This window comes from Pseudorhodobacter sp. (genome assembly GCF_030452865.1).
Classification (GTDB): Bacteria; Pseudomonadota; Alphaproteobacteria; order Rhodobacterales; family Rhodobacteraceae; genus Pseudorhodobacter.
The window spans coordinates 1-12,633 of the sequence record NZ_JAKDLJ010000065.1 but is presented as its reverse complement, the minus strand read 5'-3'; the positions used below and the strand labels follow the sequence as shown (position 1 = coordinate 12,633).

At 56.7% G+C, this 12,633-nt stretch carries 12 protein-coding genes and 1 pseudogene; 10 read left to right on the top strand and 3 right to left on the bottom strand.

Annotation, left to right across the window (positions count from 1 at the left end; translation table 11 throughout):
* The 9 genes and pseudogenes from L0H65_RS06080 to mgtE form a co-directional block, all read left to right on the top strand.
* A partial coding sequence (locus tag L0H65_RS06080) for an NAD(P)/FAD-dependent oxidoreductase (protein WP_301457946.1) occupies positions 1–1,468 on the top strand: 1,468 nt, incomplete at its 5' end.
* Positions 1,469–1,487: 19 nt separating this feature from the next.
* Positions 1,488–3,014, top strand: coding sequence for an ABC transporter substrate-binding protein (locus L0H65_RS06075; RefSeq protein ID WP_301457945.1), 1,527 nt, complete (start codon positions 1,488–1,490; stop codon positions 3,012–3,014).
* A 61-nt stretch (positions 3,015–3,075) separates the two neighbouring features.
* Positions 3,076–4,086, top strand: coding sequence for an ABC transporter permease (locus tag L0H65_RS06070; RefSeq protein WP_301457944.1), 1,011 nt, complete (start codon positions 3,076–3,078; stop codon positions 4,084–4,086).
* Positions 4,079–4,930: an ABC transporter permease gene (locus L0H65_RS06065; RefSeq protein WP_301457943.1), complete on the top strand. Its 852-nt coding sequence runs from the start codon at positions 4,079–4,081 to the stop codon at positions 4,928–4,930. Before L0H65_RS06070 ends, L0H65_RS06065 begins: the two co-directional genes overlap by 8 nt.
* A gap of 8 nt (positions 4,931–4,938) precedes the next feature.
* Positions 4,939–5,796: an ABC transporter ATP-binding protein gene (locus tag L0H65_RS06060; protein WP_301457942.1), complete on the top strand. Its 858-nt coding sequence runs from the start codon at positions 4,939–4,941 to the stop codon at positions 5,794–5,796.
* Complete coding sequence (locus tag L0H65_RS06055; protein ID WP_301457941.1) at positions 5,796–6,587, top strand: ATP-binding cassette domain-containing protein; 792 nt, start codon at positions 5,796–5,798, stop codon at positions 6,585–6,587. Before L0H65_RS06060 ends, L0H65_RS06055 begins: the two co-directional genes overlap by 1 nt.
* 157 nt (positions 6,588–6,744) lie before the next feature.
* Positions 6,745–7,317: pseudogene (locus L0H65_RS06050) on the top strand (histidine phosphatase family protein).
* A gap of 315 nt (positions 7,318–7,632) precedes the next feature.
* Positions 7,633–8,067, top strand: a complete 435-nt coding sequence (locus L0H65_RS06045; RefSeq protein WP_301457940.1) for a universal stress protein — start codon at positions 7,633–7,635, stop codon at positions 8,065–8,067.
* 715 nt (positions 8,068–8,782) lie between these two features.
* Complete coding sequence (gene mgtE / locus L0H65_RS06040) at positions 8,783–10,108, top strand: magnesium transporter (protein ID WP_301457939.1); 1,326 nt, start codon at positions 8,783–8,785, stop codon at positions 10,106–10,108.
* Between the two features lie 89 nt (positions 10,109–10,197).
* On the opposite strand, the gene L0H65_RS06035 is transcribed toward mgtE, so the two are convergent.
* From L0H65_RS06035 to L0H65_RS06025, 3 genes are all read right to left on the bottom strand, one after another.
* Positions 10,198–10,677, bottom strand: coding sequence for a Dps family protein (locus L0H65_RS06035; protein ID WP_301457938.1), 480 nt, complete (start codon positions 10,675–10,677; stop codon positions 10,198–10,200).
* Positions 10,678–10,803: 126 nt separating this feature from the next.
* Positions 10,804–11,022 carry a hypothetical protein gene (locus L0H65_RS06030; protein ID WP_301457937.1) on the bottom strand — a complete coding sequence of 73 codons (219 nt, stop codon included), beginning with the start codon at positions 11,020–11,022 and terminating at the stop codon, positions 10,804–10,806.
* 85 nt (positions 11,023–11,107) lie between these two features.
* On the bottom strand, positions 11,108–11,407 hold the full coding sequence (locus tag L0H65_RS06025) for a DUF1127 domain-containing protein (protein WP_301457936.1): 300 nt from the start codon (positions 11,405–11,407) through the stop codon (positions 11,108–11,110).
* 576 nt (positions 11,408–11,983) lie between these two features.
* On the opposite strand from L0H65_RS06025, the gene L0H65_RS06020 reads away from it, so the two are divergent.
* The coding region (locus L0H65_RS06020; protein ID WP_301457935.1) for an AI-2E family transporter at positions 11,984–12,633 on the top strand (650 nt) is incomplete at its 3' end.

Below are 12,633 nucleotides of genomic sequence, written 5' to 3'. Positions count from 1 at the left end.
CCCGGAACCGGGCGGCGCGGTCAAGACCGGGGAATACACCTTGCCCGGCTTCCGGCACGACTGGGCCGCAATGAATATGTCGCAATTTGCTGGCTCCGCTTTCATGCGGGAGCACGGGGCCGAGCTTGCCAAATACGGCTTGGAGTTTGTGCCAACCGATCATCCCTTCGCCAGTTCTTTCGATAATGGCACATGGCTGGGCATCAGCAAAGACAGCGCCCAGAACCTTAACCGCATCCGGAGCTTTGCTGGTGAGGCGGACGCGCAAGCGTGGCAACGCTTAAGCGATGAATTCCCGGCCCGCGCCGATATGGTGTTCGCCATTCTGGGCAGCCCGATGTCAGCGCGCGGCCTTGCCAAGCTGGGCTGGAAAGGCTGGCGCGGTTTGGGAACAGGCGGCAGTGCGGATTTGATAAACTTCCTCCTCTCCTCGCCTCGCGCATGGCTTGACGGTGAGTTCGCATCAGACGGGCTTAAGGCAATGCTTGCCGCGTGGGGGATGCACCTGGATTTTGCCCCCGATGTGGCGGGCGGCGCGCTGTTTCCTTGGCTTGAAGGCATGGCCGGACAAGCGCATGGCATGGTGTTGGGAAAGAACGGGGCCAATACGGTGATCAAGGCAATGGTCGCAATGATCGAGGCGCGCGGTGGTTCGGTGATCTGCAATGCCCCGGTCGCGGCGATTGAAACCGCAGGCGGGGCCGCCACCAGCATCACATTGGCCGATGGGCGAAATATCCGCGCAGCGAAAGCGGTGATCGCCAATGTCACGCCTGCCGCATTGCTGAAACTGACCGGCGGCACCGACGATCTGCGCTATGAAGACGCGATGCGCAAATTCACCCACGCCCCCGGCACGATGATGATTCATCTGGCGATGGACGCCTTGCCCGACTGGTCAGCCGGCGCGGAGTTGCAGCAATTCGCCTATGTCAACCTTGCGCCCTCGATGGATATGATGGCCCGCACCTATGCGCAGGCGCAGGCCGGGTTGCTGCCGGATGAACCCGTGGTGATCGTCGGCCAACCCACGGCGATTGACCCTACGCGCGCGCCGGACGGCAAACACATCCTTTGGCTTCAGGTTCGCATGGCACCCGGAACGATCAAAGGCGATGCGAAAGGCGAAATCGCTGCGACGGAATGGAAAACCGCCGCCAAACCCTTTGCCAATCGCGCGCTGGACATTCTGGAGCGTCACGCCCCCGGCACCCGCGCCAAAATCCTTGGCCAACATATCGTGACACCGAATATGCTGGAGGCCGACAATCCCAATCTTGTCGGCGGTGATCAGGTTTGCGGCAGTCACCATCTGCACCAGCATTTCATGTTCCGTCCCGCGCGTGGCTATGCGGACGGCACCACCCCCATCCAGCGGCTTTACCATACCGGTGCCGCGGTTTGGCCGGGGGGTGGTGCCGGGGCCGGACCCGGCACATTGCTGGCCAAAAAACTTGCCGGAAAATAATGCAAACAGGGAGAATGCAATGAAATTATCCAGAAGAAGCCTGCTGAAAACCAGCGTCGCGGCAGCGGCTTTTGCCACTGTCGGCCTGCCCTCATTCGCGCAAGCGATTGACGAATTGGTCATCGCCTATAACGTCACCTTGCCCAGTTGGGACCCGACGGTCGGCCCCTCTGCGGTGAACCCGACGATTCAAGGATTTTATCAATCGGTCTTTGACCTTTATATCCCGCAAAACCCCGACCTGAGTTTTGGCAAAGGCATCATCACCGATTACGGCTGGAACGATGACCAAAGCCAGATCTGGATGGACGTGCGCGAAGGTGTGACGTGGCACAACGGCGACCCGTTGACCGCCGAGGATGTGGCCTGGTCGCTGACCCGTGCGGGCAACCCTGACACTGGCAACCCGATCCAGTTCATCTGGGGCAAAGTCGCCAATGTCAAAGCCGAAGGCAACCGCGTGACCGCCGACGTGGTTGAATATGAACCGACGTTCTTCAAGTGGATGTCGTTCCTGACCGGCTATGTCCTGCCAAAAAAATACTATGAGGAAGTCGGCGCCGAAGGGTTTGAAGCGGCTCCCATCGGTTCTGGTCCCTATATGGTCGAAAAGTTTGAGCGAAACGCCTTTGTGCGCCTGAAAGCCAATGAAAATTACTGGGGCGGCGCGCCGGAGTTCAAAACGGTGACGATCAAATTCGTGACCGATGCGGCGTCTCGTGTCGCCGAGATTGAAAGCGGAAACTCACATGTCACGCTTGAAGTGCCGTATGAGGAGTTTGACCGCCTGAAAGCCAAGGACGGGATTGACGGGGTGGCAACGCCGATCTCTGACATCGGAATGATTTTCATCAATGATATCGACGTGATGCTGGACCCGAATGTGCGCAAGGCAGCTGCCCATGCCATCGACAAGCAGTTGATTATTGATCGTCTTCTATCGGGTTACGGCGTGGCCATCGACACGCTGCAAACGCCGGATTATGTTGCCTACGACCCGTCGATCAAGGTTCCCTACGACCCCGAGCTTTCAAAAAAGCTGCTGGCGGATTCCGGCTATTCCACTGACAAACCCGTCAAATTCACGATCCAGACCACCAAGGGTTTCAAACCCAAGGATTATGAGATGATACAGGCCATTGTCGGGCTCTGGCGCAAGGTCGGGATTGAGGCCGAGATTGAGGTTTATGAAATCGCCAAGCACTATGAATTGCGCGCCGCCGATCAGCTTGCGCCAATGGCGTTCTACAACTGGGGCAATGCGGTCGGCGACCCGACCACCTCAACCGGGTTTGCGATGTTCGGGCCTTCGCCGCATTCGGTTTGGGACGGTAAGGAAACCTTTGATATGATCCTGCCGCTTTGGGGCGAAAAGGACGAAGCCAAGCGGATCGAGGGTTGGAAAAAGGTCGACGCTTGGATCGCGGAGGATGCCGAGGTGATCCCGCTGTTGCAATATGTGCAGCCAATCCTGTCGGTCAGTGGGGTCAAGGTCACGCCGCATCACTCCGGCGCGCTTTTGCCCTATCTGATGACACGTTCTTAATCGCAGCCACGACCGGCGGGCGGGCTTTGCACCCTGCCTGCCGGTCCAGTCCCGGAACATCATGGCCCTTTTACGTTCTTTCCTGATGCGGCTTATCAGCACCGCCATCACGCTGTTCGGCGTGGCGGTGATTGTTTTTGTGGTGATCCGTGTTGTCCCCGGCAACCCCATCGCAATGATGCTGCCCCCCGGTGCGACAGACGCGGATATCGCCAGATTGCAGGCGCAATACGGCTTTGACAAATCCATCTTCCAGCAATTCCTGATCTGGCTGGGGGATGTGGTGCAGGGCGATTTCGGCACATCAATTTCCTTGCGCCAACCCGTGTCCGAATTGGTGCTTAACCGTCTGCCCGCAACGTTGGAGTTGAGCATCATGGCGCTCACAATTGCCGTCCTGCTCGGCGGGGCCATGGCCTTGCTTGGCACCCGCTATCGCGGCACCAAAGCCGAAGGCGCTGTCGATATCGGCGCGGGCATGGCACTGTCGATTCCGGATTTTCTGTGGGGCTTGGTGCTTATTCTTCTTTTCGGGGTGCTTTGGCCGATCTTCAATATTTCTGGTCGGATTTCCCCTGCACTGAACATTGATTTCAGCACCAATTTCTATCTGTTTGAGGCAATTCTGCGCCTGCGGTTCGATGTGATCGGCGATCTGCTTGGCCATATGCTGATGCCCGCCCTCGCGCTGGCCATTCCGCTGGCTGCGATCATCGCGCAACTGCTCAAGCAAAGCCTGAAGGAAACCATGCATCTCGATTACGTCACGCTTGCCCGCACCAGAGGCTATTCCGAACACAGTGTCATTATCCATGAAGCATTGCCTAATGCGGTTTTGCCGACGCTGACGCTGGTGGGGGTACAGTTCACTTTTCTGATTGGCGGCACGGTGATTATTGAGCGGCTGTTTTCCTATGAAGGTCTCGGCAACATGGCCATCGACGCCGTGATCAACCGGGATTTGCCCTTGATCCAAGGCATCGTGATCCTGTTTGCTTTGCTGTTCACCTTGGTCAATCTGGTGGTCGACATGCTTTATGTCGTTTTGAACCCGCGGCTGCGCCATGCGTGATGCGCGCGGGAACAGGCGCCAGCCCATTGGCCTCAGGCTTTGGCTTTCCGGCGGCTGGCTGTTGATTTTGGCCTGTGCTGCGATTTTCGCGCCTCTCATTGCCCCACAAGACCCATTGGCGCAGGATTTGTTCTCGGGCCGCCTGCCGCCGTTTTGGGAAAGCGGCACTGAACCGGGGTTCTGGCTTGGCACGGATTCGCTGGGGCGTGATGTGTTGTCGCGGATGCTTTACGGCGCACGACTGGCCTTGATCGTGGCGCTGGTGGCCGGCACATTGACCTGCATCATTGGGGCCAGTCTGGGCCTGATTGCGGGTTACTATCGCGGCTGGCCCGATCGGATTATCAGCCGCTTTGTCGATATCTGGATGGCCTTTCCGCCGGTGCTGTTCGCCATTCTGCTGATTGCGGTCATCGGCACCGGCCTCACCTCTATCATTCTCGCCATTGTTATCATCGACTGGACCCGCTTTGCCCGCGTGATCCGAGCGGAGGCGATGGGGCAGGGCGCGATGGATTACGTCGCCTCCGCCCAAGTCGCGGGTCGCACACGGTTTGGCACGATGCTGACCGAGATTCTGCCAAACGTCCTGCCCACCATCGTCGCCCTTCTGACGTTGGAAATGGGGATTGCGGTGATTGTTGAGGCAATTCTGTCATTCGTAAACCTCTCGATCTCTACGGATGCGCCAACATGGGGTGGCATGATCTCGGAAGGGCGCACGTCTGTGCATCAGGCGTGGTGGGTGCTGGTGTTCCCTCTGATCACACTGTTTTTGACCGTGCTCAGCTTCAGCCAGTTGGGTGAGGGTTTGAAAGATCGCTTTGACCCGGTGCTGCGATGAGGCCGTTTTTGAGCATCCGCAATCTGTCTGTCGCGTTGAAAAACGGCGGGCTTATCCTGCGGAATGTCTCGCTGGATGTAGCGGTGGGAAAAGTGCATGGGTTGGTCGGCGAATCCGGGGCTGGCAAGTCGATGATCGGGAAATCCGTGTTGGGCACCTTGCCCCGCGCCTTGCAGATTACAGGCGGTGAGATTTGGCTGGACGGTGTCGACCTTCTGTCCATCCCACCCGCGCAGCGCCGCAAGCGCATCGGGGCCACGGCAGCACTGATTCCGCAAGACCCGCTGACCGCCCTCAACCCCACCCGCCGGATCGGGCCGCAAATCACACGGCGGCTGGTGGATATACTGGGTTGGACCAAGGCCGATGCACAGGCCCGCGCGCTGGAACTGCTGGAGGAGGTGCAAATTGCCGACCCGGCCCGTGTGATGCGGAACTATCCACACGAGTTGTCGGGCGGGATGCGGCAACGCATTCTGATCGCCTCGGCCTTTGCCGCCAAGCCAAAACTGATCATCGCGGATGAGCCGACGACAGCGCTGGATGTCACGGTGCAAAAGCAAATCCTGCGTTTGATTGCTGACATGCAGGCGCGGCACGGCTCTGCCCTGCTGTTCGTCACGCATGATCTTGGTGTGGTGTCAAAGGTCTGCGATGCGCTTTCCGTTCTTTATGCGGGCAAAGTGGTGGAGGATGCACAGATGCGGCGGTTTTTCTGCCGACCCGTGCATCCATACTCTCGCGCATTGTTGGCCGCGACGCCGACTTATACCAATCCGACAGGCAGCCTGATGCCGGTTCCGCAATCGGTGATTGATGCTGTGGAACGGGAAGTTGTCCAGCATGACCGGCGGTGGCGCGCATGATGTATCGTATCGAAAATCTGCATCTGTCACTGCCCGACATGACCCGCAAGCCGCTTTTGGGGGCCGCACCGCGCATTGAAATTTTGAAGAGCTTGACGTTTGACGTGCCGAAGGGTGCCGTGTTGGGCATTGTAGGGGGGTCCGGGTCTGGCAAGTCAACGCTGGGCCGCGTCATGTTGCGGCTGCTGGAGCCGACGGCGGGCAGCATTGTCTTTGATGGCACCGACATCACCCATACGGATGAGGTCCAGTTGCGCCCGATGCGGCGACGCTTTCAGATGATCTTTCAAGATCCGATGTCATCGCTGAACCCGCGCCGCCGTGTTGACGGGATCATCGGTGGGCCGCTGCGGCTGCACGGATTGGACGGGCTGCGAAGTCGCGTCGACGAGGCGCTGGACATGGTTGGCCTGCCGCGTGGCTTTGCCCACCGCTATCCGCATGAATTGTCTGGCGGGCAGCGCCAGCGTGTCGGCATCGCGCGGGCAATTGCGTTACGCCCTGATTTCATTCTCGCGGATGAGATTGTGTCGGGCCTTGATGTCTCATCGCAGGCGCAGGTGCTGAACCTGCTGGAAGATCTTGTCCGGGAACTCGGTCTGACGCTGGCCTTCATCAGCCATGACCTATCCGTCATCCGGCGTTTGTGCAGCCGCATCATCGTTCTGCATCAGGGCTTGATTGTGGAGGATGCCGAAACTGCGGAACTTTTCACATCCCCCAAAGCCGCCTATACGCGCGAGTTGCTACAGGCGATCCCGCTGCCAGATCCGGACCAACCGTGGGACTGAACATTCTTAAATGGTCGAAGAAGTGCGACGTATGCCTGCCGTTCCGCAGCTTCGCCGTTGATCAGCTTGTCGACCGCACTGAACGTCATGAACAACGCGACCAGCGCAGCCGGAGCCATGAACGCGATCAGGACCGAAAGCGCGACCACCATGCTGATTGCCATTCCATGGTCTGAGGGGAAAACGCGCGGCGGAAATATACCTCTGGTTCATTCCGTTCTTTCCTCATGGCGAGGCAGAGGCGAAGGCTCTGACGCCGCTGCTTGGCCAGCTTAAATTCTCCTATGTGCTAACCAGCCCGATGCCGCACGCCCGACGCACATATGAACTGGCCGCGCAGAGCCGAGATACCGACACCGAGCCTGATCTCGCCGAAGGGGACTATGGCGCTTAGGAACGGAAACGGTCACGCGACATTCACCGAACGCAGCCAGACTGGAAACCGTTCAAGAGCGGCTGCCCGAATGGCGAAATCCCGGAGCAGTATGCGAACCGAACCAGCCGTCTGACTGCGCGGCTTTCCACGTTGCAGGGCAATGTGGCGCTGTCTTCGCATGGGCATTTCGGGCCTAATCTCGCGGTGCGATGGGTCGGCCTACCCACGGTCGCAGGGCGGCATTTAACACGGGACACTGCGTCACCCAATATCCTCAGCCACAATCCCACGCACTCAGAGGTGCGGGCAGTGTCACTGTGGAATGCGATACCGAAGCTGCTTTACCTAGAATGAAGAACACAGTCGCCGATGCAGCAGCAAAGCTTAAACCCAAATGATTGGATAGGTTGGTGGCAACTCGGGGCCGATTTTCCAGACTGATATTCGACCGAATATGCGGCCAGATACTGCCTTCATTGGTCCGAATTGATGCGGGAGATGCGTTAGAAGCCTGGCCACAAATCGGGCGATATTCTTCGGTAGTGCGGGCGCTTTGTAGGTCAGTCCGGAATATGTTGTTTAAGATTTCGGCGTGGCCTAGTGTGAAAGTCAACGGCCTCTGCCAAGGCTGAATGTTCCAAGAAACTATGAAGTTCAAAGGGGAAAATCATGTTTACAAAAATTTTGGTTGCGGTTGATGGCTCTGACCAATCAAGAAACGCTGTCCGTTATGCGAGTGATCTTGCGAAAAAGTATGACGCGGCCTTGCACTTGGTACACGCACCACAAATTGAAGTTGAAACTCTGACTTTGGGTAGTGGGATGCTGGATGTACTGCCGACGCGCGATTTACTCGCGAAGCAAGGGAAAACGGTTTTGGATCAGGCTGGTGCTTGGGCCGAGGAAGGTGGACGCAAAGCGGATTCAACCGAAATCCTGTTGGGCGACGCCACGCAAGCGATCCTAAAATATGCTGCTGAAAACGGCATTGATCTGATCGTCTCCGGAAGCCGGGGTCTGGGGGCCCTGCGCGGTCTGCTGCAAGGAAGCGTTTCGCAAAAACTAACGTCACATGCGACTTGTCCCGTTCTTACCGTTAGATAATATTGTAGGAACCAAGGCGGACCAAAGCGATGAGCGTTACAGGCGCAATACATGTGAATGTCGTCTCAATGGTCTGACGCAAGGTTGAATTGGAGCCGCTAGACGCCGCGGCAATGCATGGCAGGGGGCGGTTCCGATCTGGTCTTGATGTAGTCGAAGCGCCCCTTTTCGGGCAGCCATCCCAAGGAGAACTGTTTTGGTATATCTCGGAACATAAAAATCCCCTTCGGACCTGTTGCCCGACGAAAGCTTGAGGCATGATGCGAAAGTCAAAATGCTGGAACAATGGCGTGACGACAAGAAAGCGCTCATGCGCAGTCCGGAACAAGGCATGGAGGGAGACGATCGTTCAGAACTTCTAAAGAAGATCAAGACGGCGCTGCACTCGCTTCAAGAAAAGCCGCATAAACTATGACGCCGCAATTTGGTCTTGGCGGGGAAAAGCTCCGCTAACCGCGCGTCTTCGCGGCGATGAAACAGGTTGAATGCGCGGCAGTTAGGATAATGAACTCTACGTCTTCTCTGGGTTCGGGTCCGTGCGCGGATCAAGGGCCATTGCGATGGGTGTTATATCGGGCAGAGGCACGTATTTCTCCCGCTGCTCAGTATGTACGCCGAGTCGGCGCGAGGCGTGGATACGAACGAATATGGCGTAGGAGCTGACCTCAGACAATTCTGGCAGTGAGACCCTGAGCAACGGATAGGCGTGTTGGATATGACTGAAAATGAACCACCGGAAATTGCTGCTATGGCAGCGGATATCTCAGACTTCTTCCAGTCCGCCCATCCTTTCGACCTTGCCGTTTGGCTGAACCAGTTACCTGTTGCACAGGCATCTGGCCATCTTGCAGACATACCTCTGCCCCGGCGCGCAAAAGTTTTTGCCCATCTCGCGCGGGATCGGCAGGTTGATTTGGCGCAAGCACTGACTCCAAATGATTTCGCCGAGATGGTTGCGCAGATGGACGCGGACGACCGCGCGGATCTTTTCAATCTGCTCCCTCGGGCAGCACAGCACCAACTGATCCACGATCTGAAACAAGAAGATTGCGAGAATATCCGCAGCCTTTCTGCGTATCCAGAGGGCAGCGCCGGCGCGATAATGACAACGGATTACGCGGTACTCGAAGCCGGGATGACCGCAGCACAGGCCATTGACGCTCTACGTTGCATGGGGCCCGGCAGAGAGACGATCTATCGGTCCTATGTTCTTGATGGTGACCGCCGCCTGATAGGGTCGGTCCGGTTGCATGAACTGATATTGGCGGATGAAGCTACACCCATCAGCAACTTCATGGACAAGGCGCTGAAAACGGTCACGCCGACAACGGACCGTGAAGACGTAGCCAAGATGATTGCACAATATGACCTTTTTGCTGTTCCAGTAATTGAGGCAGATGGGCGGGTTGTGGGTATCGTTACGCATGATGACGCGACAGATGCGATGCAAGCGGAAATGACAGAGGATTTCCAGAAGATTTCAACGGTTTTACCGTTCACACAAAGCCTGCGGCAGGCCGGAATCAGGGTGCTGTATTCCAAGCGGATCGTTTGGCTGGCCCTTTTGATTTTCGGCAATCTCTTTTCAGGCGCAGGTATTGCCTATTTTGAAGATATGATCCTGGCCTATGTCTCTTTGGTGTTCTTTCTGCCGTTGCTGATCGACAGCAGCGGCAATGCCGGGTCACAATCGGCAACGCTGATGGTGCGGGCGCTGGCAACCGGAGATGTGGAACTGAAGGATTGGCGTGACCTGATCTTGCGCGAACTTATTGTTGCGGCGGCGCTTGGTGCGACCATGGCGCTCGTGGTCTTTCCTGTAGGTGCGTTGCGTGGTGGGCCAGAGATTGCATTGACGGTTGGGCTGACGATGTTTGTGGTTGTGATTATTGGCAGTCTTGTCGGCATGTCGCTGCCGTTTCTTCTTAGCCGCCTGCGGCTTGATCCGGCAACGGCAAGCGGGCCATTGGTTACGACGATTTCGGATGGTATGGGCGTTTTGATCTATTTCTCCATCGCGTCAGTTGTTTTGGGGCTGTGAGAGTGGCCTTGCGAAAATTAGGCTTTTCTCCTCAAAAAAAAGCCCCGGTAAAACCAGGGCTGGATAATTTTGTGACGCAACGCTGGGTCTTAGGCGGCCATTGACCGCAGTATCCATGCTGCCTTTTCATGAAAGCCAGCGCGTTCCGTCGCAAGATCTGCTGTCACCGGGTCTTTTGCGTCTTCCGCCAGGTCTACGAGCGTGTGCAAACTACGCACCAGCTTTTCGTGATCAGACAAAAGATCCTCGAGCATGGCATCCGCAGTGGGCGCTTCGCCCAAGGTTTTGCTCTGGCTCGCCAAGTTGACAGATGCCATTTCGCCCAAGGCCCTGATGCGCTCCGCGATCACGTCTGCGGCGGCGAACATGTTGGTGTATTGCTCTTCCGTCACACTATGAACCGCAAAGAACTGCGGGCCTGTCACGTTCCAGTGGTAGGTGTGGCTTTTTATGATGAGGGAATACGTTTCATTTAGCACATCCGCCAAAGCATCCACCACAGGCATGGCATTATGAATGCCGGGGTTTGCGGTCTCATTTCTCGAGATCTGTTTCAAAGTTGTTGTCATGGTGTCTCCCATTCTGAAAAGTATGTCGGCCGCCGTGCCGTTACTTGGTGTTGATAGGGGGTGCGCGTGCGGATGTATTCGCAGCCGGGCAGTTCAGCGTTTCTGAGCAGCGACTATGCGTCAGGTCTACATCCGCGATATCGTTTCGACCATCGACCATGCCGCACCCATGACCGCGGCGGCAAGCATCGCGGACTGTGCGATGTTTGCCTGTGTTGCCTCTGGATCATTGAACGGAAAAACAGCCACACGGGCCTCGGCTTCCCCACTGCCAATTCCAGTGCGGCGATTTGATTGATCCACCGGGTCAAACAGTTCATCGAAGTCGGCATTGCAAATCATCATTGGAACGGCTCCTTGTGATCAGTTCATCGTGTTCAATGTTTGAGGGCAGCATTACGGTCCCGCAGTGGTCAGACACTGGCTTGGGTCACGCCGCTTCCAGATATGCACCTTTCTTAACGTCTTCGACGCGCATGGCCTTTGCGGCTGGTGACATAGCCAACGCGTGTGTGGCGAGCGAAGCGGCTAGGTCGGGAATGTCACTTCGCTGGATCCCGATGTCTGCAAGTGTTCTATCATCCAGGCCCTTTAGCACTGCGTTCGTTCTGTTGCGTTGCCACTCCCTGGTGGCCGCGAGAAGCCAGCGGTGAAAACGACCCACATCGTCGTTTGATGGCTCTTGCTGAATCGAGGTGGCGTTCGGTTGGTTTATCAGATGAATGGACATGCGTTTCTCCAGTTCGAAGATATCGGGCGACAAAGCAGTCGTGGCCGTGCATGCTCGCACGTCATGCACGATCCGCACTGGCCCTTCGGCCTAAATCGGTTTGATGGTGAGAGATCAGAAAAACCCCAGAGCAAAGACAAGCGTAGCCGCTATGTCCGCCTGGGGTTACTGGCGGTTCAGTCGTTTTCCCGACACGACCGGGAACCTCTTATGAAAGCTGAACTTCATCATGCTTGATATATGGGTATCGTCCCGCGGATTTTCAAGGGTGGACGGCAGCCGGGGCGCTATGTAACGGCATGATGTCCCATGCACCGACACAGGGCGGACTGTTCCGATATTACAGGTCAAATATCTGAGGAATATCATCGAGCAGCCCTCTAATTATCAAGCGCATCACCAATCTCACGCAAGGCTTTTGGGCCTTCAAATCTGCATCCGTAACTATCGCTGAGTCTATCAGTTGCTATAACTGTCGGTTCTGTCCTTACAATTGGCGCGATGATTGTCACCGCCCTAAAAGAAGGCAATGATGCGCAAACAGAACGGCCCACGCGAATAACAGGAAACCACGGCATGACTTCCGACTCGCCTCCGCTTACCGTGTTGGTCAACGCTGCCTTACTGGTCGTTCTGGCGGGCTTTTTGCTGGTCGTCGGCAAACCCGTCCTGCTGCCAATTCTGGCTTCGGTGATTGCTGTCTACGTCCTTGTCAATGCGTCGGAGGCGCTTGGACGTTTGCCGGTAATCCGACGGTTTCCGAAATCGCTGCGGCGGATTCTCGTGTTGCTGATATTTGCGGCGGCGGTTCTAGCCCTTACCGGCGTTGTGGTGAACACAATCACCCAGATATTGCGCGAAGCCCCGACATATCAAGTGAACATTGAACGCTTGGTGGCACAGGCCGCCGACACGCTCGGCGTAAACGAGCGCCCTGACTGGCAGACGATCCGCGATGCCACATTCGGTCGGCTTTCCGTGCAAAAGATCATCAACACCGCGTTGCTGAACGTCACCAGCATCGGTGCGTCGCTTTTTCTGGTGATTGTCTACTCCGCCTTCCTTCTGGCCGAACGTGGTGGTTTCGCCGCCAAGCTGTCCGTCGCAATGAAAGACCCGGAAAATGCCGCGCGGACTGAGATGATAATCCGCGATATCAACGGCCGGATTGGCGATTATCTTGCGGCCAAGACGCTGGTGAACATCATATTGAGCGTGATCTCTTT

Bases quoted from the DNA above. Each gene is read 5' to 3' on its own strand.
- L0H65_RS06075 (WP_301457945.1), top strand. From the start codon at position 1,488: ATGAAATTATCCAGAAGAAGCCTGCTGAAAACCAGCGTCGCGGCAGCG.
- L0H65_RS06070 (WP_301457944.1), top strand. From the start codon at position 3,076: ATGGCCCTTTTACGTTCTTTCCTGATGCGGCTTATCAGCACCGCCATC.
- L0H65_RS06065 (WP_301457943.1), top strand. From the start codon at position 4,079: ATGCGTGATGCGCGCGGGAACAGGCGCCAGCCCATTGGCCTCAGGCTT.
- L0H65_RS06055 (WP_301457941.1), top strand. From the start codon at position 5,796: ATGTATCGTATCGAAAATCTGCATCTGTCACTGCCCGACATGACCCGC.
- L0H65_RS06045 (WP_301457940.1), top strand. From the start codon at position 7,633: ATGTTTACAAAAATTTTGGTTGCGGTTGATGGCTCTGACCAATCAAGA.
- mgtE (WP_301457939.1), top strand. From the start codon at position 8,783: ATGACTGAAAATGAACCACCGGAAATTGCTGCTATGGCAGCGGATATC.
- L0H65_RS06035 (WP_301457938.1), bottom strand. From the start codon at position 10,677: ATGACAACAACTTTGAAACAGATCTCGAGAAATGAGACCGCAAACCCC.
- L0H65_RS06030 (WP_301457937.1), bottom strand. From the start codon at position 11,022: ATGATGATTTGCAATGCCGACTTCGATGAACTGTTTGACCCGGTGGAT.
- L0H65_RS06025 (WP_301457936.1), bottom strand. From the start codon at position 11,407: ATGTCCATTCATCTGATAAACCAACCGAACGCCACCTCGATTCAGCAA.